Here is a 23,998-nt window from a genome sequence, read left to right on the forward strand (position 1 = left end):
TCTCCATACGATGAAGGCCCACCATCTCTACGAAAGCTATCCTGATATTTTCCAACCGAAGAAGCTGCCAGAATACCTGCAGTTCTCAGATATCCTACCGTTTTTCATTGATGATGGAACCGAATCCGAGCGGCCTTCCAGTTCCGCGCGGCCAGTAAAAGTCCTACGCTCGCGGCCGCAAGCCGAGACACTAGTACCAGTCAAAGGCAAGACATTGGATGACATGATCGAGCCGGGTGAAGATGGAATACCGATGCTCACCCATAACGGTCAGATCCTGGCATTGTACCTTCCTTTTCATTTCTTCTACCGGCCCGACCAGAGTGAATTTGAACAGTGGTGGGGTATCTGGATCACCGAGACAGCCATTTATGATGTACTTGAGCCGCTGCTAAGCCACCTTCCGATTAACGCCGCTCAGAGACAGCTGCTGGCCGAAACCTACATCGTCAATTTTGGCCTCTTTTACCACAAAGTAGAGATGTTCGTTAGCCGGAACGAGGTCTTTGAACGTGAGCCGCTCTATAAATACCATTTTAGCAAATTGAAAAAGGAGCTCCTAAAGCAGATCGACAGACACGCCCATACCTACGCAGCTTTGCGGGTTGATCAGGCGGTAAATAAGCGGCTGGAGAGCATTGGGAGAAAGGAGCGGGCTCAAGCGGCCACGATCTTTCGAGAGCTCTTTGAATACGGGTGGTACAATGAGGAAGCCGACTTGCTGAACGGTATTTACAACGAGATGCACCAACCCGGGCGGCATCGTAACAAGGAGATCTGGACGGATCTGGGACACTGGTCGGATGCGGGGATCGTGTCGACTAAAAGAGATAATGTTTTCATCGTTCCGGAGATCATCCCGGGAAGACGTCCAAAATAAAATGCAGTTTAAGTTTCCTACCTTGTAACCAAACCAACTGACTCATGGCCGCACTTGGCTCAAATAACACGAACGATGAATTCCTCCAGAACCTACGGGAGGGTTTCGTGTATGGAAACAGGTTTAAGAACGGCATTGGGAGCTATTTCCGGCGGGCATTCGATGAAGTAACGGAGCAAGAAACCGGATTCACGATAAACGTTACCAGCCGTATAGTAGTCAGGGCTACCTATATTTCTTCAAACAACGAGATCAATGGAATTGAGCTGACCAAACTCGATAACGGTAAAACAGTACAACAAATTTCTCTGACTGGCCTCAGTACGAAAGGGATCTGTGAGTTTTTGGAGTTCTTGACATCAGCTGACTTAAAAAACCTCACTGGCAGATTTCGAGTTCCCGTCACCTTCAACGATTTTGACCCAGAGGTGGAAGAAGCCGTTCGGGCTCTTTGTTCACGGCGCGACGCTACGAACTTTCTTGAAACATTACTAAAAGAGGACTGCGTAACCTCTCGGGACATAGTCAATACAGGATACCGAAAAAGGAGCCTGAACACCTTTGATCGGCTTGTCAACGAGGATGACTACTGGAGAGTGTATGCAGGAGAGCAAGGAGTCAGTGATCACCAAGAGGAGAAGGTAATCCAACACTTTCTGAAAAATAACCCATGGATTTTTGGCTACGGCCTTGATTACCGCTACCTAGGCATCATCCAACCCGAAGCTCTATTATCTAATCCTAGTTTCGATGGGTCAGGCGGGGTAATCACCGACTTTTGGATGGGCGATCCGAGATTCACCGTTTTTGTCGAACTGAAAAGACCCGGCACCAGCCTGTTTTCCTCAAAAAACCGCAGTGGGTCGTGGAGATTGTCAAATGAACTTTTCTGGGCGGTTTCACAGATTCTTGAACAGAAAGCTGCGGGTACGGAGAAAGTAAAGAACACAAAGTACCTTCCTAGCGGTGAGCTGAACGATCAGTCAGCATACGATCCCAAAGTGATTCTGGTGATCGGACGGTGGAAGGAACTGAATGACGCGTCCAATCCCGAAGAACGGGAAATAAAACGACGAACTTTTGAGCTTTTCCGTAGGGATAGCCGGAATATTGAAATCCTTACGTTTGATGAACTCTTGGAGCGGGCAAGGTTTATAGCAGGTTCGGCATCGTCACCTGAACTCCCTGATGATGATATTCAAGATCTTCCATTCTGATAAACTATGAACGGTATCGTCACCTTTTACAACAAGGAAAAATTCTACGGTTTCATTGAATCACAGGAGAGCAAAGAGTCATATTTCTTTCATGTGGACACGTCAAACCCGAGAAAGGAGCGGAAAGCGGCTCCTAAGGAGGGAGATGAAGTAGTCTTTAATCTCGTAGAGGACAAAACACACCCGGGTCAAAAAATAGCCGTGGTCCAGGAAGTTCTAGGGAATGAGCGATGGGAAGCTCTCATTGAACGTTTACGACTACAGCCTGTTCAAAGGGGATACTTAAAAAGAATAAACGGCTCTTGGTTTTTCAAGGTAATGCCTGAAAAGATGATGATACCAATGAAGGGCCCAGGCGTCTACGAGATTAACGTGGCGGAAAAATATGAAGCTCGAGAAAATCAACTGGTTGACGTCACCATGACTGTTTCCGCAAAGGGGGCCGCAAAAGCTCAGTTGACTGATGCGGCGTTCCATCCTGATTTTCTTGAAGTAAAAGCAGCATTGGAAGCGGAAGCTGAACTTCCAGCTCGTATTTCTGGACAGAACAAGGATGTATATTTTGTTCAGCTGAAAAGCCTACCCTTGTGTGTCATCCGAAAGAAAACGCTACCAAAGGCTATTTTTTTTGAGAAGGGTCAGGAAGTGCTTGTCAATGTCCATATGGCAGCTGATTCAATGATTGCAGTACATCCTGCTGGTGTACCACTAAATACCACCTTAGATGCCTGATCAGCTGAGCCCTTTTACCGAAACTTGCGAGCGGCTGGTTCAACACGCTCTCAGTGAGCTTTCTGGCTTTATATCCAGAGACTTTGAGAGCGAAAAGATGCTACACCTACTCAATTGCTACGAGAAAAAACTTAAACTGCTAGAGCTACTGAACGAGGTGCCGGATGCCCCTCATAATTCAGTTCTTTTTAAGGAGTTCGGGTGGGCGTCTGACCATAATTCGGCACAGGTTCGTTCGAAGAACTACGAGCAGACCACGGCCACCTATTTGGTTTTATCCGCTCTTTGTTTAGTCTCATCTCACAATTTGAGTAATGAGGTCTACTTGACTGATGAAGCCGAAGTAAATAGAGTGGCGGGCAGGTTCCGATACAATGCGAACATGACAATTTCACCAAAGACCCCACTACGCCGGACCCTGAGCTTCAGGATCTTCGTAATGGAACGCAATTCCCTTTATCTTGAAAGCAATCCGAGAGAGAACATCTTGAAGGACCTTGACGTAAGCCCGTTCATCGTCCACAGCTGCTCACAAAACTCGAAAAATTACCTTGTCTCATCGAGAGTGGGGTATATATGCGGTGTGTGTAGTAAACAGAGCAGGGTCGTACAAAGCTGGGAGTCTGAATATCAGCGTGTCTTTAAACAGAAGGGATGCACTGATCTGTATAGGTTTTTAAAGGTATCTCCGGAGCTAACCGATCTGCAGAAGTTATTGTATTGGACCCGGAGCATCCTTCCTGAAGCAGAAGCCACCCATTATCTCATAAACGAGTTACGGAACTATGAGGAAGAAAAAGTATGGGAGAACATCCTGAAGTTCCATACGGTTGACAACCAAGAAAATGACAACTAGAATCACAAACGAAAAAGCCACTTGATCATCTAAGCCAGCCCCTGTACCACATGAGCTCTATATCCGAAGATCATATTGAACGATGGGTCATTGAGGCCCTATCAAAAGATGGTTTCAAATACCTGACTCCTGAATCCATTGACCCAGATGTTGCGGGTTCATTGCGAACATCCTACCAGGAGCTGCTGCTGAAAGACCGTCTGCAGCAAGCCGTAGTGGCTCACAATCCTACCATTCCTATCACGGCCATTCAGCAGGCTATCAAAGAAGTGGAGCGGGTCAATGCCCACGGTGACCTAGTATCTTGCAACGCCTACTTTCAAAAGCTGCTCACTGAAGGCGTGGACGTGACATTCATGGAGAAGGGTGAAGAACGCACACAGAAAGTGTGGCTGGTGGATATTCACAACCCTGGTAAAAACGATTGGGTTGTCACCCACCAGATGACCATTATTGAGAACGGCCAAAACAAGCGGCCCGACGTATTGATCTTCCTTAACGGCATCCCCGTAGTGGTGATGGAGCTGAAAAACGCTACTGATCCGAACGCCACCATCGACAAAGCCTACCAGCAGCTTCAAACGTACCACGCCGCGATTCCCTCCCTATTCCATTATAACCTGTTGGAAATCATTTCCGATGGTCTTGAAGCCAAGGTCGGAACAATCACTTCCGACATTTCCCGGTTTTTGAGCTGGAAGACGGCGGATGGGAAGACGACCGCCGACCGAAAAACAAGTGAGCTGCAGGTGATGATGGAGGGGCTACTCAACCCCGGTACCCTGCTGGATATGTTCCTCAACTTCATCGTTTTTGAACAGTATAAATATGAGGATCTTAAAACAAAGACGATTCAGATTGGCACAATGAAGAAGGTTGCTGCCTATCATCAGTATTACGCGGTGAAGAAGGCTGTTCTTTCAGCCCAGCGTGCCAGCTCGGAAGCCGGCAACAAAAAAGGTGGCGTTGTGTGGCATACTCAGGGTAGTGGTAAAAGTCTTTCCATGGTGTTTTTTACCGGTCTACTGGTAAAACACCTGAACAACCCCACTATCGTCGTTATTACTGACCGCAATGACCTGGATGATCAGCTCTTCGAAACCTTTGCCAACTGTAAGCAGCTGCTCCGGCAGGTGCCCGTTCAGATAGAGAGCCGCGCAGCCCTGGTAAAGGAACTCAAACAGCGTCAGTCAGGCGGTATCTTCTTTACGACCATTCAAAAGTTCCTTCCCGAGGAAGGTAACAGCCAGTTTGAGCTGCTATCTGACCGTCGGAACATCATCGTAATAGCCGATGAAGCCCACCGGACCCAGTACGGCTTTGAGGCTAAAGTGCGGACCTACAAGGACGATCAGGGTAAGGAGATCGGCTCCGAGGTCTCCTACGGCTTTGCCAAGCACATGCATGATGCCCTGCCGGCCGCCACTTTTGTAGGCTTCACCGGAACCCCAGTAGAGGCAGCAGATAAGAACACGAAAGCCGTATTTGGTGAGTACGTAGACATCTACGACATCGAGCGGGCCGTCCGGGACGGGGCTACAGTACCTATCTTCTACGAGAACCGTTTTGCGAAGCTGAAACTGGACCAGTTCTTCGTGGAGGAACTGGATGACCGGCTTTCCCATGTGGCCGAAGGCCTGCCTGAGTACATCGTAAAGCAATCGGTGGAGAAAGCGACCCGCATGGAAGCAATCGTCGGTAACCAGGAGCGGATGGAAGCCGTTGCGCTGGACATCATCACCCACTTTGAAGACCGCACCGAAACCTTAAAAGGGAAAGCTTTGGTTGTAGCCATGTCCCGGAACGTAGCGGTAAAGCTCTATAACGAGATGGTCAGCCTCCGTCCGGACTGGCACAGTGAGGATGACACCGCCGGAAACCTCAAAGTCATTATGACCGGCAGTTCGTCGGATGATGCCTTCCTGCAACCTCATATACGAAACAAAGAAGGACGCTCCAGGATCGCGGCTCGTTTGAAAGAACCGAATGATCCCCTTCAGATGGTGATCGTGGTAGACATGTGGCTCACTGGGTTTGACGCTCCCGTACTCCACACCCTATACCTGGACAAGGACATGTCAGGACACAACCTTATGCAAGCCATAGCCCGTGTCAACAGGGTTTTCGGATCAAAGCCGGGTGGCTTGGTGGTGGACTACGTACCGGTAACCGGCAACCTGAAAGCTGCCCTTAAAGTCTATACGGAAAGTCAAGGCAAGGGAAATATCGCCGCAGATATTAGTGAGGCCGTGGCCTTTATGCTCACCAAGCTTGAAGTGGTGCAGCAGATGTACCATGGGTTTGAATACCCTGAGTACTTCACATCCCCTGTAGGGAGAAAGATGAACATTATCCTGGAGGCTGAAGATCATATCCTTTCACTGGAGAACGGAAAGGAACGGTACCTGAAAGAAGTCACGGCCCTCAGTAAAGCGTACGCTCTGTCTAAGGCGGAGCCGGCAGCCAAAGAGATCACCGAAGAAGTGGCGTTTTTTCAGGCCGTTAGAGCACGTCTGGCTAAGTTCGATACCCAAGTAACCGGGCAGAGGAGGAAGGAATTTGAAGGTACTGTACGCAATCTAGTGGAAGCGGCCGTAGCTGCAGACGGGATTGTTAACCTGCTGGATCAGGCAGGTCTCGAAAAACCGGAGATTTCAATCTTTTCCGATGAGTTCATGGACGAAGTCCGTAATATGAAGCAGCGGAACGTAGCCGTGGAACTGCTGAAGAAGCTCCTTTCCGACCAGATAAAGATCCGGTTCAAACGGAACATCGTGGCTACTAAAAACTTCTCAGAAAAGCTGACCGAGGCCATCAACCGGTATAACCGGAAAGCTATTACCGCCCTAGAGATGATCGAGTTGCTGCTGGAAATCTCTGGAGAGGTAAATAAAGAAACAGAACGCGGCCAAGACTTAGGCCTGACGGAAACCGAGAAGGCTTTCTATGATGCCTTGCGGGTCAACAAGTCAGCGTTGGAGCTCATAGGGGATGAAAAGCTGATGATCATTGCGCGGGAGCTGGTTTCTCGTGTTAAAAGGAGCACTACGTTGGATTGGACGGTCCGGCAGTCCGCGAAGGACCGTGTAAAGCTTGAAGTTAAGCGGGTGCTACGGTTTCATAAGTATCCGCCTGACGACGAGCCCAGAGCCACTGAAACTGTGCTCGAGCAGGCGGAACTCCATGCAGCAGATCTGGTATAGGGGGGGCACACTCGGTTCTTCATTAAGACCCCCAAAATGCCCCCCTAACCCCCCATAACAGGAGTGTTATTATGGGATGAGGAGCATTTAGACGGTAAACCCGCTTTTACTATAAAAGAGGGTTACCCCAAGCCGGAAAATCCAGTGATCCAGACGCGTGGTTGACTTTTGTTTCCGCACTGTTTACCATTGAATAAACCAGCGCAGGGGATTCTTTTGAAGGACCTGTAGTGACTGTTTCAGTCCATACCCCGGGGTGAGCCATACGACACCCCTCTCAGGACAGCCATCACATGTGATTGTTTCCCTTTCAGCTCTTCCCGGTGGTGATCGGGCCTTAGTTCCAGTCTGCTTCCACCGCTTTTGGAGCACGAAGCTCCTCTCATATATAAAATACCGATTATTTCCCAAAGATCCGTCCGTTCTGGTATGCCGGCATCCACAAACTGTACACATAATGTGGAAGGCTCTCACAACTAGTAATACAAGGACTTTCACGTCACCGGTAGTCAGGGGTGGTTGACTCTTCCATCGGCCCTTTTCATGGCCGTTCGTTTGGTGGACGGGTGGCAGAGAATGGAGTGTCCGCTCAGGTAAGCATACTTCAGGTATTCGTCAAGGAGTGAAACCATCGTCTCCAGCTTTTGGATTAAATAGCTATAACCCGCACCTTTAGAAGGAGGTCACAAAAAAACAACCATGCTCTATGTACCTTGACAAGATCAAACAGGTTCCGGCGCCTACGCTCCAAAGCATCGGTCAGTTCGTGGCTAATTTTTGTCAGGCACACAGCTGGTACAAACACTTCGGCCGGAACGAGCCCAGCCCGGTAATATTCTTTCTCGATCCAAACGCCAGCCGGCCGGTAGTCATTGGGCCTATTCCACATAAAGGGGGAGCACCGGCATTGTCCTTTGGCCCCCCTGTAGCGGGAAGGAAAGCATCCCTTTGGCGGTATTACTCCGATCGGTACACCAAAAACCACCTCACCAACGAAAATGGGGAACTCCAAAACCCGAATGATTACTTGGGGCTCAACGTGCTAGCGGAGGATGGCAGCCTCTTTCCGGTACCGGGAGACGTAGCAGCACTGGGAACGATCGGTTTGACAGCATACATTCATGAGAGCTTTAGCCGCGGGCGGGAGAAAGAACAGGTCTGCCATCAACAAGAAAAGGAAAGGCTCAGAAATCATCTGATCGACGTCTGGAATCATCTGCGGCCTGATGCTCCAATGGAGTTCTAAACCCAAACCGAGTACCATAATTTTTCTACCCCCGCCGTCACCACGGGCTAGCTAACCCCCCGGGCCACCAGAGCTAGAACTAGCCCCCGGGTCCGAAATGTCTCGTGTTCGTGTGAAACTCCCTCTACCAATCATCAGACTCCCCTCCTTACGATTAGTCGGGGTTCCCCCGGTCATTAAAATTTATAAGATGGAAAACAAAGCAATCCAAGGGATGATGGCTGTTGATCAGTTTCTCGAGTTTTTGGGTATCAATGAACTCCAGTTCTTGAAAGGAAAGGGCCGTGAGTACGTAGGCACGCCTGTCGGCACCGTATTCGTGGCCCGGGAGTTCGATAAGTCCAAACCGGCTTACATAGCCGTGGCGGGGCCGAACCTTATCAGTGAACGTGGGGAAAGCTTGGCTGGAACACTCTGGCTGGTGAATAGCTCCGTGCAGCTCGGCTCCGTGAAGCTGGTACGCAACAACAGCAAACCCTATCCGCGTCCGGCAATGAACCTGGACCGCGCACAACTGAACGACGTGGGGGCCTAAACCTCCCACGTTTACCACATGAAAGGCTGACAGCATACCGCTGTTAGCCTTTTTCTTTTTAAACCTTAAACGTTTACAGATGAAACTACAGACTGCTCAACGAAAAAGAGCCCGCATCAAAATGGGGTTACAGGGACCGTCCGGGTCTGGAAAGACTTTCTCCGCTTTGTTATTAGCTTATGGGCTCTGCAACGACTGGTCAAAGGTGGCAGTGGTCGACACAGAAAACCATAGCTCCGAGCTTTATGCCCACCTCGGACCCTTCCAGGTGCTTCCGATGCGGGCTCCCTTCACGCCGGAACGCTACATGCAGGCTATGGAAGCCTGTGAAGCGGGCGGTATCGAGGTCATTATCATTGACTCTGCCACGCACGAGTGGGAAGAGCTGCTCGATCACCACAGCAAGCTGCCCGGAAACAGCTTTACTAACTGGGGTAAGATCACGCCCCGCCACAATGCTTTCGTACAACGTGTGCTGCAGTCACCGACTCATGTGATCTGCACCATCCGAACCAAGCAGGACTACGTGCTGAACGAGAAGAACGGGAAGATGACACCTGAGAAGGTCGGCCTGAAAGGAGTCCAGCGGGATGGTATTGAGTACGAGCTCACACTTGTCTTTGATCTGGACATCAAGAACCTGGCAGTGGCATCAAAGGACCGTACCGGGCTTTTCTTCGGCAAGCCGGAACAGCGGCTGTCGGTTGAAACAGGGCTGGCAATCCTGGAGTGGTGTAATACAGGTGCCGACATCACCGCTCACGATGTGTCGGGGCGGATCGGTGATTGCCGCAGCATTCAAGAGCTGCTGGAGCTTTATCAGGAGTACCCGCAGTTCCAGGGGGTGCTGAAGCCAGAGTTTGAGCAGCATAAGCGGCGGATCATGATCAACCAGGAAGCTCAGAAAGAATTAGCTAACCAAAACCTCAGTACTAATGGAACCGATCATTCATAATACTTCCCTTTATCCTGTCCCCGAAACGGACCAGCAGCAGGAGTCAACGCTCTCTGTAGCCTCCAACCCCTTTATCGAGGCAAACACGCTCTCCGTGGACTTGGAGGAAATCCGTGATGAACACATAATCCCCGTTTACGCCAAGGACAACGAGCCGCTGATCTCTCATTTTGACTTCCTTGAGACCGTGCATCGGCAGGTGTTGGAGGTCTACCGCGGTGAGACGATCCTGCATCCTTCAGTCCGCGTGTCGCACCCAATCAAAGGGCGTATTCCGGATGCCCGGAACAAGCCGGCCAGCCAGCTAGAGGAATGGGAAAAGACGCTGTATTACGAACGTATGGCCTTTGTGATCGAGATCCCTTCTATAAGGGAGGACGTGGGCGGAAACGCACTATCCCTCACCATCGGTGGCGTGAAGGCCTACAATATGGACCGGCTGCACTTAAAAAAAGGAGCTGACGAGCATTTCAAAGTCTTCGTCGGCTTTCAAAACCGGGTGTGTACGAATCTGTGTGTCTGGACAGACGGCTACCTGCAGGATCTAAGGGTGAGCAATCTTCAGCAGCTTGCGGCTGCCGTAGGTACGCTTTTGCAGACCTACGATCAAAAGCGGCATCTGGCGGAGCTGGCTACGTTTCCGGGTCTCCACCTCGAAGAGCGGCAGTTTGCCCAACTACTTGGGCGGGCACGCCTGTATCCCTATTTACAGGGGGAGCTCCGTCGAACGCTTACACCGCTGCTCCTCACCGACACTCAGATGGGTACCGTTGCCCGGGACTATTACAAAGATCCCAACTTCTGTGGGTCGGGGAACGGGCAGATCAACCTCTGGCGGGCATACAACCTGCTTACCGGGGTTAATAAGAGCAGCTACGTGGACAGCTTTCTGGATCGGGCGTTAAATGCCTTTCAGTTCATCCAACAGGTCCGCCTGACGCTCGAGGGTAAAGCCAACAGCTGGTTCCTGCAGTGAGCCTATTATTTTTTCACCAGCCCACCCACGATATCTGTTCGGGGTGGGCTTTTTATTTCGACCATGAAGAAGACGACACAGCGTGTTTCAGAGATACGGGTAAGCTACCGGCCCAGGGCGGGCCATAAGCCGTTGATCCAGACTTCCCAAGATGCTTTCAATGAACTGCATCCGTTCTTTCCTTCCCAGACCATTGCCCTACAAGAGCGGGTGGTAGCCCTATATCTCAACCGGGCCAATCGGGTACTGGGGGCATACGAGGTTTCCAAGGGCGGGATATCGGGTACCGTTGTTGACGCCCGGCTGATCCTGTCCGTCGGGCTCAAGGTAGCCTGCAGTGGAATTATTCTCGGCCACAATCACCCATCGGGCAATCCGACACCGTCACAACAAGATCTGGAACTAACCGCTAGGCTCAGAGAGGCCTGTAAACTCGTCGATATGCGGCTACTGGATCATCTGATCCTGATCCCAGACGGACGCTTTCAGAGCCTGGCCGATGAAGGATACCTCTAACCGGGGGAGTCGAGCGGTTCTTTGCCCCTTTCTGTCCGTCATCAGTAAAGGGGTTATTATCTTTGTTTCAAACACAATGCTATCGGCATAAGAGCTTAATAACATATCATCTCGTTACGACCAATCGTAGCTTTTGTAACCGGGAAAGTCGAGAGTCCAAGTTAGATACAAAAAGCAGCGGTGCGGTCCACGTCAAGCGTGGGCTACACTCTGCATGTATCTAAACGGCCTCGACTCCGTCCGGTTACTGTAGATGTTGTTAGCCCACGTGTCGTTTCAGTACACCTAATTACTAAACCCTGCATTATGACAAAAAGTAACGTTCAATGGCTAGCTATCACCGCCTTCTGTGTATCGGCATTAACTGGATGTAAGAAGAAAAGTTCAGAGGAAGACACTAGCCGTACCACAAGCGGGCCGATATATTATTTCTCCTACACCGTCGGAGGTCAGACAAGAGACCATTCCGATACAGGATACGCAAATCTCGCAACCAACCACCTCTATCTCGGGCAAGCGACCAGTAGCCCGAATGTTCATGTTCTGATCTCTGGAGACTGCAATGTTAACGGACTACCCCCTTGTATTGACGCGTTTATTGGGTTGAACTCCATGAACGTAGGTACCACACAGATCGGTGGGGCTACGAACCAGAGCTTAAATATTGTTGAAAATCCCTCATCTCTGAATTCAACAACCTGTTTCATCGACAATCCGGACGGGACAGGAACTGTTACATTAACGGAGGTCGGGCAGATTGGAGGAATGATAGAAGGTACGTTCTCGGGTACGGCTTACCGGAACTCCACACAGAACCCTGTTTCCATAACCGGAAAGTTTAGAGTGAGGAGGACACAATAACTCAAAACAATTTCTATGATTTTTACGATAATTATACTGGTTCTTGCGTTGCTGGTAGTTCTCTTCCTCTATGGGAGCAAATTAAACGGCGCGGCAGTACCCAAGCTGAGTGAAAAGTACCCTGATCTCACCACCCGGCTACTAGGCGGAAACGCTAAGGCTCGGATCTTTCATGATCGAGACAACAAGCTGATCCTTGGAATTAAGTCACTGGAGGCTGGAAGTACGCTGTTTGAGATCAAGGAGCTTTCTGATGGTAATGTCCGCATCTGGTATACCGTTTCAGAAAGTCCGATGATCCCTAATTTCCAAGAACGCTTCGAGTTCACGCAGGCTACGTGTCTGAATGATCCCGATGAGGTGGCTGAGAAGATTGACTTCTTTATCGGCCGCCGGATCCAGAAGCATCTGGGTAACATGCTCTAACCTCTGATAAAGGGGTTGCCCACTTCTTTATAACTTTGTCATTCTCACCGGTTTGTTTCAGTAATGTTTCAGTAAGGACCGGGAAAGTGTTTCAGTAGACCTCTGCTGATGGCTGCGTAGCTCAATTGAATAGAGCATCTGACTACGGATCAGAAGGTTTCAGGTTTGAATCCTGACGCGGTCACGAAGAACCTCACAGAAATGTGAGGTTTTTTTATTTTCCATCCGAAAGGCAGTGCACGCACGTTCTTTCCATCGCATCAATCTGTGAAGCACGGTTCCTCTATCTCCTGTGGAGGTACCGCACCGGCAGGTCCCTGTTACCAATCCACCAATAAACCAATCCACCAATCCACCAATAAACAAGGCCCCGCTCATCGCGGGGCCTCGCTCCAATCTTATGTGCTGTTGATTATTGCACCTGCGTGCCGTTCGCATGGAAGGCAGCAGAGCCGTTGGTGTACGAATCTTCCACCGACATGTCCACGATCACGAAGGTGGCCGTGTAGGTGTTGCCACTGTGCGTCCACACTACGTTGGTGAGCACCTGGTTGTTGGCGGCGTACTGGGCCTGCAGGGCGGCAAAGGCGTTCTGCACTTGCTTGGGCAGGGCGGCCGCTACCTTAACAGTGCTGTTGGCGAAAAGCTCAGTGGTGCCGGCTACGCCGGTTGTGAGCAGCAGGGCGGCAAAAAGAATCTTTTTCATAAGGGACGGTTTTGGGATGGATAAAATGGATAACACAACCAAAGTAGTCGTCCCATTCCAAAAAAACAATCGGAAAAACACGAGATTTGAAAATAATCGACCGTAAATCTACGGTCCTAATGGGAACCCCATAGTCCCCGTAAGGATGAGTCTCAGTACTACTTACCCAATTCCGTGTCGCTGCAGCGCCGCCGGCATAACAGGCGTAGCGGGCGGCGGAAATTACCCGGAAAGACAAAACGACTGTTCGGTCAGGGCTGCACGTTACCCGGCTCCTTGCCCGGCGACTGGTAGATCTTCGGCACGCGTCGCGCCGGCCGTGGGTTGATCCTCCGGGCTTTTTTGCCCCGCACCAGGTTGTATTCGTCGCCGGTATCGTCGGCATTGAGCTCGAAGCGGAAACGGCTGCGACCCGGTCCAAATGTAAACCGGTCCTTCCCGTGAAAGGCCCAGAGCCGCAGCAGGCGGGTATCGTCTCGGACAAATTGCCTGCTGTACAGTTGCCGGTCGCGGCGGCCGTCTTTCAGCGCGAACACCTGCACCTGCACGCTGTCGCCGCTACCCGAGATGAAAAATTCTTCGTCTTTGTCAGAACCGAACACATCTACATAGCCCGATAAGAAGCGGTAGTATTTCAATCCCCTCGTCACCAGGTCGTCGCGGCGGCCTTTCAGTTGGCGCAGAAGGCGGCTGCCGTTTTTCGCATAGATCTCCGGTGGCATGGCCCGTACCGACTCCTCCAGCACGCTGTCGGTGAGTGCGGACTGCATGTGTTGCAACTCGCTGGTCCACTGGGCCCGATTGAGGCTGTTGAGAAAGAAGCGGTCGAAGGGCCAGCTCTTAAAGGTGATGCCCCGCCAGTTGCCGAGGTCGTCCTCGTACGACACGAGGTATTTCAGGGCGACGGCCTGGAAGAGGCGCGGCAGCAGCCCGTTGCTGAAAAAGAAGGCCTGGTCGCGGTCGCGGGGCAGGGCCTGCACCAGGCCGTTGGACCGCTCGGCCCAGCGCCACTGGCCGGTGTGCCGGTCCCAGTCGCCGATAAAGAGGTCCAACAGCCGCGCCCGCAGGATCTGCTCCCCGTCGGGCCGGGCAGCGCCGCGGTCGATAAGCCGGTCGAGCACCTTTTCGGAGTTGAGTGTTTTCACTTCGCCCGGCTCCCGCTCTTCGAGCAGGCACACGTTACCCGCGAACCGCTTCTGGAATTCTCCGAAGTCCGGGTCGTCGGGAACATAGTAAATAGCGGGGTGCGGTGTCTTTACACCGACGGCGTCTGACAGCGGCGCCACCACCAGGGGGGCATAGGGATGCGAGCCGGAGACCTGCTGCTGCACGAGGCTCAGCACAAAGGTCTTGGCCAGCAGCGGCGGCAGCGCTTTCGTTACTTCCTTTTCCACCGTCCGCAGCACCCATGGGTGCCCCTGCGGGTCGGTGAGCTGCAGCGACAGGGTCTGGTTACCGCCGCCGAGTTCCTTGATCCTGAAACCTTGCCCCTTGAGGTGAAATACCGGGAGCCGCACGGGGGTCTCCCACAGCTCGCGGTAGTTGTTGCCCAGTAACGCCCGGTTGATCAGCCCGGGGCGCTCGTATTGCAAGCTCGCCGGCACCCACACCGAATCGTTCTGTGCGGCCAGCTGCCCGGCCGGCAAGCCGGAAAGAATGGTTACCAGGAAAGAAAGCCGAACTAAAAACCGAATACCCACCACGTGCACATCCATTTGTGGATAGGACTTTGCAAATCCCGTACTAGCCCCATCCATGAGCCGGCGAAGGAAAATAACGTACTATTGCCGGGCACTGCCCCTGTATGAAGATCGCCCTTTGGACCATCGGAAAGCCGCACGAGCCCTACGTTAAGGCCGGCGTGGAAGAATTCACCAAGCGGCTCGGCCGCTATTTCCAGGCCGAGTGGCAGATCATCCCCGTGCCGCGTAATGCGGCAAGCCTCCCCGAGCCGGAACAGAAAAAGCGGGAAGGCGAGCTCATCCTGGACCTGCTGCGCCCCGAGGACTACCTGGTAGCCCTCGACGAGCGGGGCAAAAGCCTCAGCTCCGAAGGACTGGCGAACTTCCTCCAACAGCGCGCTACGGAAAGTACGCGGCAGATCGTATTTCTCATCGGCGGCGCCTTCGGCATCGACGCGGCCGTGCTGAAGCGGGCACAGCTCCAATGGTCGCTTTCGGCGCTGACCTTTCCGCACCAACTCGTGCGGCTGCTGCTGGCGGAGCAACTTTACCGCGCCTGCACGATCCTGCGCAACGAAAAATACCACCACAAGTAAAGAACGCATTATGGACTTCATTCCCTATATGACCATCGGCATCATGATCCTCACCGTGCTCGTTTCCATCGGCGCCTTTTCGAGCCCGAAGATCATGGAGGACCTGATCTTTTACCCGCCGGCCGTCGGCCGCGGACAATGGTACCGCTTCTTCACGAGCGGTCTTATCCATGCCGACTACTTCCACCTCGGCTTCAATATGTACGCGCTGTTCCTGTTCGGCCGCAACGTGGAGCTCGCCTTCGGCTACATTTTCGGTGACTATGGAAAGTGGGTATACCTGCTGCTGTACGTGCTGGCCCTCCTGGCCGCGCTGCTGCCCACTTACAACCGCAATAAAGACAACTACGCCTACCGCGGCCTCGGCGCTTCGGGCGCCGTGAGCGCCGTCATCTTTGCATCCATCCTCATCGACCCGACGGCCAAGATGGGGCTCATCTTTATCCCGGTGTTGGTGCCCGGCTTCGTGTTCGGACCGCTGTACCTGCTTGTGTCGACGTACCTCGACAAGCGCGGGGGCGGCAACGTGAACCATTCGGCGCACATCTGGGGGGCACTGTTCGGTATCGGTTTTCTTATTCTCGCGTGCCGGATGGTGGAGTTCCCGATCGTTCAGAGCTTCCTGCAGGAAGTGAAGCGTTATCGCTGGGGCTGACGGCCGCGAGTCGTAGCTGCAGCACCTTTCGCGTAGCGGGCGTGACCTTGAAGCGGTCATCGATGCGCAGCCCGGCCACCCACACGATCTTCTTGTGCGATTCCACCACCCACACCCGCTCGCGCAGGTGTCGCGGCAATTTGCTGTCAATGAAAAAGCGCGCGAGCTTCTTCTTTTTACGCATGCCGAGCGGGTAAAAGTAATCGCCTTCTTTCCAGCGCCGCACCACCAGCGGAAACCGGATGTCGCGGGCGTCGAGCAAGGCGATGGCGGGATCGGGTGGCATGACGGCGGGCGCAGCGGTCCATTCTTCCCAGCTGAGCACCTGCTCGTCCAGCAGCACCGACGATTCGTTGCGTTCCAGCAGGTGGAGGCGGTTGTCGCGGCCCTGCAGCGGCACCACCTGGAGCCAGACGCCGTAGCGCAACGCGCGGTGCGTAGCCGAATCGATATAACGTCCCGGCCCGCTGTCGAGCAACCGGCGAAGGCCGTTTGTTTGCCCGGGGGTAAAACCGAAGGGACGCGCGAGCTCGTATAACACCGTATCCAGCGGCGTTGCCTGCAGCAGCTTGCGCACCGGCACGCGGGCCTCGCTTCCGTGCCATTCCAAAAGCTTTTTCAACTGGGCGTCGATGGAGCTGCGGTAAACGGCTTCCAGCCCGGCAAAGCGTTCGAGGTTGTGCGCCAGGTTTTGCCGCACCTGCGGGAACAGCTTTTCGAGCAGTGGCAGCACCTCGTTGCGGAGGGCGTTGCGGGTGTATTTGGTATCGCTGTTGGAACTGTCTTCGCGCCAGCTGAGTGCGCGGGCGTCGGCCCAGGCACGGATCTGCCCGCGGCCGGCGAAAAGCAGGGGCCGGAGCACGCGCCCGTTTTGCACCGGGATGCCCGTCAGTCCCGCCACCCCGGTGCCTTTGAAGAAGTTCAGTAACAGGGTTTCGATGGAATCGTCGAGGTGATGCGCCGTCAGAAGGAATGAATCATCCATGGTGCAGCGGGCATGCGCCCCCCACGGCTGTTGCAGCAATTCCTCGAACCAGGCATAGCGCAGCTCCCGTGCGGCTACCTGTATCGAGATTTTTTTTTCTACCGAATAGCTGTTTGTATCGAAGCTCTTTTCGAAGTAAGGAACTGCGAGCGTTGCCGCCAGTGCCCGTACGAATGCCGCATCCGCATCGCTTTCGGCACCGCGCAGTTGAAAGTTGCAGTGCGCGATGGCAAAGTCGTAGCCGGCTTCGCGGCACAGGTGTGCCAGCACCACCGAATCAAGGCCGCCGCTCACGGCCAGCAGCAACCGTTTTTGGGTAAGGTTCCAACCCAGCTGGTCAATATGATGGAGAAATGCTTCGGATAAATGCACGATTCAGGTTTGACGATTCACGATGCCGGATGACGATAGACGGTTCACGATCACCGGTTACATCGTGAGTTCCTCGTAGGCCGAGCGGAGCTCGGAAAGGGCGTGGTTGTCGCCCGCGGCACGGGCCTGGCGCATCCCTTCTTCGTACACCCGGATGGCCCCCTCTTCTTCGCCCTGGCGCTCGAGCAGCTTGGCCAGGTGGTAGTAGCTGCCTACGTACCCGGGATCGCTGGCCAGGATAGCCTCAAAGTGGCCGCGGGCGGCGCTTTCGTCGCCCAGTTTGATGTATTCAAGGGCAAGCGCATGCTGCAGGAAAGAGTCGTTGGGCTGGGTCTGTAAAAGCTCTTTCAGTCGGGCGATCCGGTCCATGGTAAAAAATATTTTGGCAGGGGCGAAAGCTTATATTTGCATGCCGGATGGTTGCTTATGCAACCTTTGGCTCTTCACTTCAAAACCTGTTTGTTATTATGAAAATCTTGGTGTGTATCAGTAAGACGCCAGATACAACGGCAAAAATAGCCTTCACCGACAACAACACGAAATTCGCGGACGCCGGCGTGCAGTGGATCATCAACCCGACCGACGAATGGTACGCCCTGGTGCGCGCCATCGAGCTGAAGGAAGCCGATGCCTCCACGACGATCCACCTGGCTACCGTGGGCGGCGCCGACGCCGAGCCCATCATCCGCAAGGCCCTGGCCCTCGGCGGTGACGAAGCCATCCGGATCAACGTGGACCCGCAGGATTCCTACCAGACCGCCGCGGCGATTGCCGAGGTGGCGAAAGAAGGCGGCTATGACCTCATTCTGACCGGAAAGGAAACCATCGATTATAACAACGGCGCGGTGGGCGGCATGCTCGCCGAGCTGCTCGACCTCCCCTACGTGGCCCTTGCCACGGGCTTGCAGCTGAGCGGTACAACGGCCACCATCAAGCGCGAGATCGAAGGCGGTGAAGAAACCCTCGAAGGCACGCTCCCGCTGGTGATCTCCTGCCAGAAAGGAATGGCCGAAGCCCGCATCCCCAACATGCGCGGAATCATGGCCGCCCGCACGAAGCCGCTGAAAGTGGTGGAAAGCAGCGCCAAACCGCTTACGGTAGCCGCCGAATACGGCCTTCCGCCTGCAAAAGCCGGTGTGAAGCTCGTACCCGCCGATAACGTCGACGAGCTCATCCGCATGCTGCATGATGACGCACGCGTTATCTGATCTCAGATCTCAGATTTCGAATTCCAGATTTAAATCTTCACATCTGACATCTGACATCTGAAATTGATTCTAACAATCTTGAAATCATTAGATCCACACATCATGAGTGTTTTGGTTTTTATCGATCATATCGACGGCCATATCAAGAAGGCCTCGCTGGAAGCGGCCTCTTATGCTTCCAAAATTGCGCAGCAGGGCGGCACCAAGGCAGAGGCCGTAGTGCTCGGCGCTCCCGCCGACCTGGCGTCACTGGGTAAATACGGTATTACGAAAGTGCACCAGGTGCAAAACCCCGCGCTCGACAGCCTCGACGCACAGGTTTATACGTCCGTGATCGCACAGGTGGCGGAAAGCACCGGTGCCGGCATCATCGTTTTTTCCAACAACAGCAGCGGCAAAGCCATCGCCCCCCGCCTGTCGGTACGCCTGCAGGCCGGTCTCGTGTCGGGCGCCACGGCGCTCCCGGAAACGGGCAGCGGCTTCACGGTGCGCAAGAACGTCTTCTCCGGCAAGGCCTTCGCCAACGTCCGCGTCGACACCGAGCGTAAGGTGGTGGCCCTCAACCCCAACGCCTTTACCGTTACCGAAGGCGAAGGCACGGCCGAGGTGGTGGCGGCTAACGCCAACGTGCCCGCGCCGAAACTGAAGGTGACCGGTTCTACAAAAACCAGCGGGAAAGTAGCCCTCGCCGAAGCCGACGTGGTGGTGAGCGCCGGCCGTGGCCTCAAAGGCCCGGAAAACTGGAAGATGGTGGAAGACCTCGCCGACCTGCTCGGCGCCGCTCTCGCCTGCTCGCGGCCCGTTGCCGACGCCCACTGGCGCCCGCACAACGAGCACGTAGGCCAAACCGGTGTGGCCATCGCTCCTAACCTCTACATCGCCATCGGCATCTCGGGTGCCATCCAGCACCTGGCTGGCGTGAACCGCAGCAAGACCATCGTGGTGATCAACAAGGACCCCGAGGCGCCGTTCTTCAAGGCGGCCGACTACGGTATCGTAGGAGACGCCTTCGAAGTGGTACCGAAGATGATCGAAGCGGTCAAGAAATACAAAGGTGCCTAAGCAAAAACTCAGCACGAATGCCATAGCCTCCGCTATGGCATTTTTATTGTTTAATTTGTAGGTTTGTACGCAGTCTAAGATTTTAGAAACCGGATATGAAGAAAATCGAACTGGAAATTGTGGCGTTGTCGCACAGCATTACCCAAACCCATTCCTATGCCGTCGTGCTGGGCGAAGTGGGCGGACTGCGACGCCTGCCGATCGTCATCGGCGGCTTTGAGGCCCAGGCCATTGCCGTAGCCCTCGAAAAGATGCAGCCGAGCCGGCCGCTCACCCACGACCTGATGAAGAATTTCATGAATGCCTTCAACATCGAGCTCCACGAGATCATCATCTCGGACCTCCAGGAAGGCATTTTTTATTCGAAACTTGTCTGTTCCTCCGACAACGATACCATTGAAATAGATTCCCGCACCTCCGACGCCCTGGCCCTCGCCGTGCGCTTCGGCTGCCCGGTATTTACCTACGAGCACATTCTCGACAGCGCGGGTATCATGATGGAAGACAGCAGCAGCAGCAAGCGCCGTAAGGCCTCGCCCACCTCGGAAGAGGAAGAAGAGGAAGAGCCCAGCAGCACCATCAGCGGCGGCAAAGAAGACCTCCGCTCCCTCTCCCTCGACGACCTCAACACGCTCCTTGGTGAAGTGCTGGAACAGGAAGATTACATCCGCGCCATCGCCATCCGCGATGAGATCAATAACCGCAAAAAGCGCAAATAACCAGTTTGTCGTTTGTAGATTATAGTTGCCCGCCCGGCTGACCGGTCGGACGGGACTGACGACTGCAAGAGTTACCGCGTACCGCAAAACCACAAACCGGAAACCACAAACCACAAACGTTTCCTCCTTGCTCCTCTTCCCCAACTGCAAAATCAACCTCGGCCTGCAGGTACGCCGGAAGCGCCCCGACGGGTTTCACGACCTGGAGACGGTCTTCTACCCAGTGGCTGTGCATGATGCATTGGAGGTGGTGCAGGCGCCGGGGAAGGGCACCCTTCACTTTACCGGCAGCGGACGTCGCGTCACCCGAATTCCCGAACAGAACATCTGTGTAAAAGCCTACGGGCTGCTGCAGGAGCGCTTTCCCGGGCTGCCGTCGGTGCGGATGCACCTGCACAAAGTGCTGCCCAGCGGCGCCGGCCTCGGCGGGGGCTCTGCCGACGGCGCCTATGCCCTGCTGGCGCTCAATCGAAAGCTCAACCTGGGCCTCACCAATGATGACCTGGCTGCGCTCGCGTTACGCCTCGGTTCCGACTGCCCCTTCTTTATTTATAACACGGCGGCCTTCGCCCGCGGCCGCGGCGAACTGCTGGAGCCGGTGCCCCTCGACCTGTCGGGCTATTCCCTCCTGCTGGTGCACCCGGGCCTGTCCGTTCCCACCGCTGAAGCCTTCCGCCACGTGCGTCCCGATGACGACCGGCCCTCCCTGCGGGAACTGGTCCAGGAACCCCTGGAGCGCTGGCAGGACGTACTCCGCAACGATTTCGAAGCCTCCGTTTTCAGCGCCTTCCCCGTCATCAGGCAGTTGAAAGAACGCATCCGGGCGATGGGCGCTCGGTACACGGCCATGTCTGGCAGCGGCTCAACGGTATTCGGGATCTTTAGCGCCGGCACACTGCCCGCACCGACCGGGTTCCCCGACACCTACTTCGTGCGCTCCGTGCCGCTTTAGCACGGTAACGGGAAAGCGCCTACATTTGTCGCAGATGCATGGCACTACCCGTCATATCCTCCAGGCCAACCTCGACCTGCTCAACCACTAAGGACCCGTTCCTTCGCGGCCGCCTTTCGTTGCGGCCTGCTTCCGCATCTGCCCGACTCATTCCTTGATCCTTCATACTTCTTTTATGGCTACCACGATCGAGCGGTCTACCGACCCCAATTACTATATGCAGCTGGAGCACCGCTACGGTGCCCATAACTATCACCCCTTGCCGGTTGTGCTGGAGCGCGGCCTCGGCGTGCACCTGTGGGACGTGCAGGGCAAACAGTACTACGACTTTCTCAGCGGTTATTCGGCCGTGAACCAGGGCCATTGCCACCCACGGATCATCGGTGCCCTGGTGGAGCAGGCGCACACGCTGACGCTGACCAGTCGTGCTTTTTACAGCAACCTGCTGGGTGAGTTCGAACAATACATCACCGCTTATTTCGGGTACGATAAAGTGCTGCCGATGAACAGCGGCGTGGAAGCCGTAGAGACCGCCATCAAGCTGGCCCGGCGCTGGGGCTACCGCGTCAAGGGAATTGCCGAAGGAGCAGCGAAGATCATCGTGTGCCGGGAGAATTTCCATGGCCGTACTTCTACGGTCATCTCCTTCAGCACCGACCCGGCTTCTTACCGCGACTTCGGGCCCTTCATGCCCGGCTTCGTGCAAATCCCTTACAACGATGCCGCTGCGTTGGAAGCTGCGCTCCAGAATCCCGACGTGGCAGGCTTCCTCGTGGAACCGATACAAGGTGAAGCCGGCGTGGTGCTTCCCGACGAGGGCTTCCTGCGCCGCGCTGCCGACCTGTGCAAAGCGGCCAACGTGCTGTTCATGGCCGACGAGATCCAGACCGGTCTTTGCCGCACCGGGCGCCTCCTCGCTATCGACCATGAAGACGTTCGGGCCGACATATTGATCCTCGGCAAAGCCCTCAGCGGCGGTGTACTGCCCGTGAGCGCCGTCCTTGCCGACGACGACATCATGCTTACCATCGCTCCCGGCGAACACGGCTCCACCTACGGCGGCAACCCGCTCGCCTGCGCTGTGTCGATGGCCGCGCTGGCGGTGCTCAAGGAGGAAAACCTGGCCGCAAATGCCGAAGAACAAGGTGCTTATTTCCGCGAGCAGCTGCGCGGCTTGCAGTCACCGTTCATCAGCCTCGTGCGCGGAAAAGGCCTGCTCAATGCCATCGTGGTGCAGCACCCCGATAAGGAGGCTGCCTGGAAGCTTTGCCTGGAAATGAAGGAAGCGGGTATCCTGGCAAAGCCGACCCACGGCGACAAGATCCGGTTGGCGCCGCCGCTGGTGATCACGCGGGCGCAGATCGACGACTGCGTGGAGCGGATCGGGAAAAGCCTGCAGGTCTTCCAGTGAGCTGAAGAATTCGTGAATCGCGATGCGCGGTAGGTGAAGTTCATCATTCACGTTGCACAATTTCCTTTCTTTACACAAAGCCTCCCCCATGGATACCCACCTCCACCACGAAGAGCACATGGAAAGCAGCGACGTGATCAAGGACATCGTGATCGGCATGAGCGACGGGCTGACGGTGCCGTTTGCACTGGCCGCCGGTCTAAGCGGCGCCGTGCACGACGCGCGTATCGTGGTGATCGCCGGCATCGCCGAGATCGCCGCCGGCTCGATCGCCATGGGCCTGGGCGGCTACCTCGCCGGGCGCACTGAGGCCGATCACTACGAGAACGAGCGCCGCCGCGAATACTATGAGGTGGAACACCTGCGGCACCGCGAGGTGCAGGAAACGAAAGACTTTTTTGCCGGTCTTGGCCTCAGCGAAGACCTGCAGGAACGCGCCACCGCCGAGATCGCTTCGGACACCGACCGCTGGGTAGACTTCATGATGCGTTTTGAGCTCGGACTGGAGCGGCCCGACCCGAAGCGGGCGCACCGCTCGGCCCTCAACATCGGGGTGAGCTATATCGTCGGCGGCCTCGTGCCACTTTCGCCCTACTTTTTCGTGCAGGAACCCGTGGACGGTCTGAAGATCTCGGTATGCCTCACCCTGGTTTGCCTGTTCGCCTTCGGATGGATCAAGAGCAAGCTGACGGGGGTGCCGCCCTTCAGCGGAGCCCTGCGCGTGTTGCTGATCGGCGCACTGGCTGCCGGCGCCGCCTTCGGCATTGCCCGGCTGCTCGAAGGCTGACCGTATTTCTACAGTTTTACAAACCGAACAGCCAGCGGCGCGCTGCCCTTGCTGCTGCCTTGCAGCACGCAGGTACCGGCCGGAAGCGCCTGCAGGTTGCGGATGCTGAGACCTGCCGGCAGGTTTTCCATCCTCTGCAACACGGGACGTACCTGCACGTCGACCACCTGGAAGGTGTAAGCGGCGGGGCGATGCAATCGGAGTTGCAGCACGGTGTCCTGCGCAACCCGGTTGGGCAGCTTGCGGAACGAGCTGGTGTCTTCATTTACCGAACCCACCGCCAGCACTTCCTGGAATTCATCCGCACCGATGTCGGGCGTCAGCGCCATCCGCGTTTCCGCGTCGAAATCCGTGAGGATGCCGGTCACCGGCGCGCCTTTGTGGGACATGGGTGGTAAGGCGGCCCCATCGAAGTGCAGGAAGTCGGCCTGCATGCCGGTCGGTATTGATCAGCAGGTTG

General features: G+C 54.8%; 25 protein-coding genes and 1 tRNA gene. 20 read left to right on the forward strand and 6 right to left on the reverse strand.

Annotated features, from left to right (window positions below; translation table 11 throughout):
- The first annotated feature begins 10 nt into the window (after nt 1–10).
- Genes E0486_RS06285 through E0486_RS06305 form a run of 5 tightly spaced genes read left to right on the forward strand, consistent with a single transcriptional unit; the run spans nt 11 to nt 6,888 of the window.
- Nucleotides 11–880: a hypothetical protein gene (locus E0486_RS06285; protein WP_131851297.1), complete on the forward strand. Its 870-nt coding sequence runs from the start codon at nt 11–13 to the stop codon at nt 878–880.
- A 44-nt stretch (nt 881–924) separates the two neighbouring features.
- Nucleotides 925–2,097 carry a Shedu immune nuclease family protein gene (locus E0486_RS06290; protein WP_131851298.1) on the forward strand — a complete coding sequence of 391 codons (1,173 nt, stop codon included), beginning with the start codon at nt 925–927 and terminating at the stop codon, nt 2,095–2,097.
- Between the two features lie 6 nt (nt 2,098–2,103).
- The gene (locus E0486_RS06295) at nt 2,104–2,829 is read left to right on the forward strand and encodes a cold shock domain-containing protein (protein ID WP_131851299.1); all 726 of its coding nucleotides are present in this window, start codon (nt 2,104–2,106) and stop codon (nt 2,827–2,829) included.
- On the forward strand, nt 2,822–3,685 hold the full coding sequence (locus E0486_RS06300) for a hypothetical protein (RefSeq protein ID WP_131851300.1): 864 nt from the start codon (nt 2,822–2,824) through the stop codon (nt 3,683–3,685). Before E0486_RS06295 ends, E0486_RS06300 begins: the two co-directional genes overlap by 8 nt.
- 50 nt (nt 3,686–3,735) lie before the next feature.
- The gene (locus E0486_RS06305) at nt 3,736–6,888 is read left to right on the forward strand and encodes a type I restriction endonuclease subunit R (protein ID WP_131851301.1); all 3,153 of its coding nucleotides are present in this window, start codon (nt 3,736–3,738) and stop codon (nt 6,886–6,888) included.
- 509 nt (nt 6,889–7,397) lie between these two features.
- Here E0486_RS06305 and E0486_RS19265 read toward each other — a convergent pair.
- Nucleotides 7,398–7,520 carry a hypothetical protein gene (locus E0486_RS19265; RefSeq protein ID WP_262709621.1) on the reverse strand — a complete coding sequence of 41 codons (123 nt, stop codon included), beginning with the start codon at nt 7,518–7,520 and terminating at the stop codon, nt 7,398–7,400.
- Nucleotides 7,521–7,594: 74 nt separating this feature from the next.
- Here E0486_RS19265 and E0486_RS06310 point away from each other — a divergent pair, with 74 nt between their 5' ends.
- The 7 genes from E0486_RS06310 (at nt 7,595) to E0486_RS06340 (ending at nt 12,587) form a co-directional block, all read left to right on the forward strand.
- Nucleotides 7,595–8,134 carry a hypothetical protein gene (locus tag E0486_RS06310; protein ID WP_131851302.1) on the forward strand — a complete coding sequence of 180 codons (540 nt, stop codon included), beginning with the start codon at nt 7,595–7,597 and terminating at the stop codon, nt 8,132–8,134.
- A 190-nt stretch (nt 8,135–8,324) separates the two neighbouring features.
- Nucleotides 8,325–8,669 (forward strand): hypothetical protein, encoded by a 345-nt coding sequence (locus E0486_RS06315; protein WP_131851303.1) that lies wholly within the window; start codon nt 8,325–8,327, stop codon nt 8,667–8,669.
- Nucleotides 8,670–8,748: 79 nt separating this feature from the next.
- Complete coding sequence (locus E0486_RS06320; RefSeq protein WP_131851304.1) at nt 8,749–9,624, forward strand: AAA family ATPase; 876 nt, start codon at nt 8,749–8,751, stop codon at nt 9,622–9,624.
- Nucleotides 9,605–10,600 (forward strand): DUF3871 family protein, encoded by a 996-nt coding sequence (locus tag E0486_RS06325; protein WP_131851305.1) that lies wholly within the window; start codon nt 9,605–9,607, stop codon nt 10,598–10,600. The genes E0486_RS06320 and E0486_RS06325 overlap by 20 nt, the downstream gene beginning before the upstream one ends.
- A 63-nt stretch (nt 10,601–10,663) precedes the next feature.
- Entirely contained in the window at nt 10,664–11,116 is a 453-nt protein-coding gene (locus E0486_RS06330; RefSeq protein ID WP_131851306.1) for a JAB domain-containing protein, read from the forward strand.
- 876 nt (nt 11,117–11,992) lie between these two features.
- Entirely contained in the window at nt 11,993–12,403 is a 411-nt protein-coding gene (locus E0486_RS06335; RefSeq protein ID WP_131851307.1) for a hypothetical protein, read from the forward strand.
- A gap of 110 nt (nt 12,404–12,513) precedes the next feature.
- Nucleotides 12,514–12,587: transfer RNA gene (locus E0486_RS06340), tRNA-Arg, on the forward strand.
- Nucleotides 12,588–12,815: 228 nt separating this feature from the next.
- Here the strand turns inward: E0486_RS06340 and E0486_RS06345 are convergent.
- Together E0486_RS06345 and E0486_RS06350 are read right to left on the reverse strand one after the other, a co-directional pair.
- Nucleotides 12,816–13,109 (reverse strand): hypothetical protein, encoded by a 294-nt coding sequence (locus E0486_RS06345; RefSeq protein WP_131851308.1) that lies wholly within the window; start codon nt 13,107–13,109, stop codon nt 12,816–12,818.
- A 251-nt stretch (nt 13,110–13,360) separates the two neighbouring features.
- The gene (locus E0486_RS06350) at nt 13,361–14,824 is read right to left on the reverse strand and encodes a hypothetical protein (RefSeq protein ID WP_131851309.1); all 1,464 of its coding nucleotides are present in this window, start codon (nt 14,822–14,824) and stop codon (nt 13,361–13,363) included.
- 89 nt (nt 14,825–14,913) lie between these two features.
- Between E0486_RS06350 and E0486_RS06355 the strand changes: the two genes are divergently transcribed.
- Both E0486_RS06355 and E0486_RS06360 read left to right on the forward strand, forming a co-directional pair.
- Entirely contained in the window at nt 14,914–15,387 is a 474-nt protein-coding gene (locus E0486_RS06355) for a 23S rRNA (pseudouridine(1915)-N(3))-methyltransferase RlmH (protein ID WP_131851310.1), read from the forward strand.
- A 10-nt stretch (nt 15,388–15,397) separates the two neighbouring features.
- Nucleotides 15,398–16,042, forward strand: a complete 645-nt coding sequence (locus E0486_RS06360) for a rhomboid family intramembrane serine protease (protein ID WP_243697394.1) — start codon at nt 15,398–15,400, stop codon at nt 16,040–16,042.
- Here E0486_RS06360 and tilS read toward each other — a convergent pair.
- A complete protein-coding gene (gene tilS, locus E0486_RS06365) occupies nt 15,963–17,399 on the reverse strand; it encodes a tRNA lysidine(34) synthetase TilS (protein ID WP_131851311.1) in 1,437 nt (478 codons plus the stop codon). The genes E0486_RS06360 and tilS overlap by 80 nt on opposite strands.
- Nucleotides 17,400–17,456: 57 nt before the next feature.
- Nucleotides 17,457–17,768 (reverse strand): tetratricopeptide repeat protein, encoded by a 312-nt coding sequence (locus E0486_RS06370; protein ID WP_131851312.1) that lies wholly within the window; start codon nt 17,766–17,768, stop codon nt 17,457–17,459.
- 98 nt (nt 17,769–17,866) lie between these two features.
- Between E0486_RS06370 and E0486_RS06375 the strand changes: the two genes are divergently transcribed.
- The 6 genes from E0486_RS06375 (at nt 17,867) to E0486_RS06400 (ending at nt 23,538) form a co-directional block, all read left to right on the forward strand.
- A complete protein-coding gene (locus E0486_RS06375; RefSeq protein WP_131851313.1) occupies nt 17,867–18,607 on the forward strand; it encodes an electron transfer flavoprotein subunit beta/FixA family protein in 741 nt (246 codons plus the stop codon).
- A gap of 102 nt (nt 18,608–18,709) precedes the next feature.
- Nucleotides 18,710–19,669, forward strand: a complete 960-nt coding sequence (locus E0486_RS06380; protein WP_131851314.1) for an electron transfer flavoprotein subunit alpha/FixB family protein — start codon at nt 18,710–18,712, stop codon at nt 19,667–19,669.
- Between the two features lie 95 nt (nt 19,670–19,764).
- Nucleotides 19,765–20,388, forward strand: coding sequence for a bifunctional nuclease family protein (locus E0486_RS06385; protein ID WP_131851315.1), 624 nt, complete (start codon nt 19,765–19,767; stop codon nt 20,386–20,388).
- 127 nt (nt 20,389–20,515) lie between these two features.
- Nucleotides 20,516–21,340, forward strand: a complete 825-nt coding sequence (gene ispE, locus E0486_RS06390) for a 4-(cytidine 5'-diphospho)-2-C-methyl-D-erythritol kinase (protein WP_131851316.1) — start codon at nt 20,516–20,518, stop codon at nt 21,338–21,340.
- 175 nt (nt 21,341–21,515) lie between these two features.
- Nucleotides 21,516–22,751 carry an ornithine--oxo-acid transaminase gene (rocD, locus tag E0486_RS06395; protein ID WP_243697395.1) on the forward strand — a complete coding sequence of 412 codons (1,236 nt, stop codon included), beginning with the start codon at nt 21,516–21,518 and terminating at the stop codon, nt 22,749–22,751.
- 88 nt (nt 22,752–22,839) lie between these two features.
- Nucleotides 22,840–23,538 carry a VIT1/CCC1 transporter family protein gene (locus E0486_RS06400; protein ID WP_131851317.1) on the forward strand — a complete coding sequence of 233 codons (699 nt, stop codon included), beginning with the start codon at nt 22,840–22,842 and terminating at the stop codon, nt 23,536–23,538.
- Between the two features lie 8 nt (nt 23,539–23,546).
- Here E0486_RS06400 and E0486_RS06405 read toward each other — a convergent pair whose 3' ends face one another.
- Nucleotides 23,547–23,972 (reverse strand): hypothetical protein, encoded by a 426-nt coding sequence (locus E0486_RS06405; protein WP_131851318.1) that lies wholly within the window; start codon nt 23,970–23,972, stop codon nt 23,547–23,549.
- Between the last annotated feature and the right edge of the window lie 26 nt (nt 23,973–23,998).

Origin of the sequence: Flaviaesturariibacter aridisoli (genome assembly GCF_004343705.1) — a bacterium.
In the GTDB taxonomy this organism is placed as follows: Bacteria; Bacteroidota; Bacteroidia; order Chitinophagales; family Chitinophagaceae; genus Flavisolibacter; species Flavisolibacter aridisoli.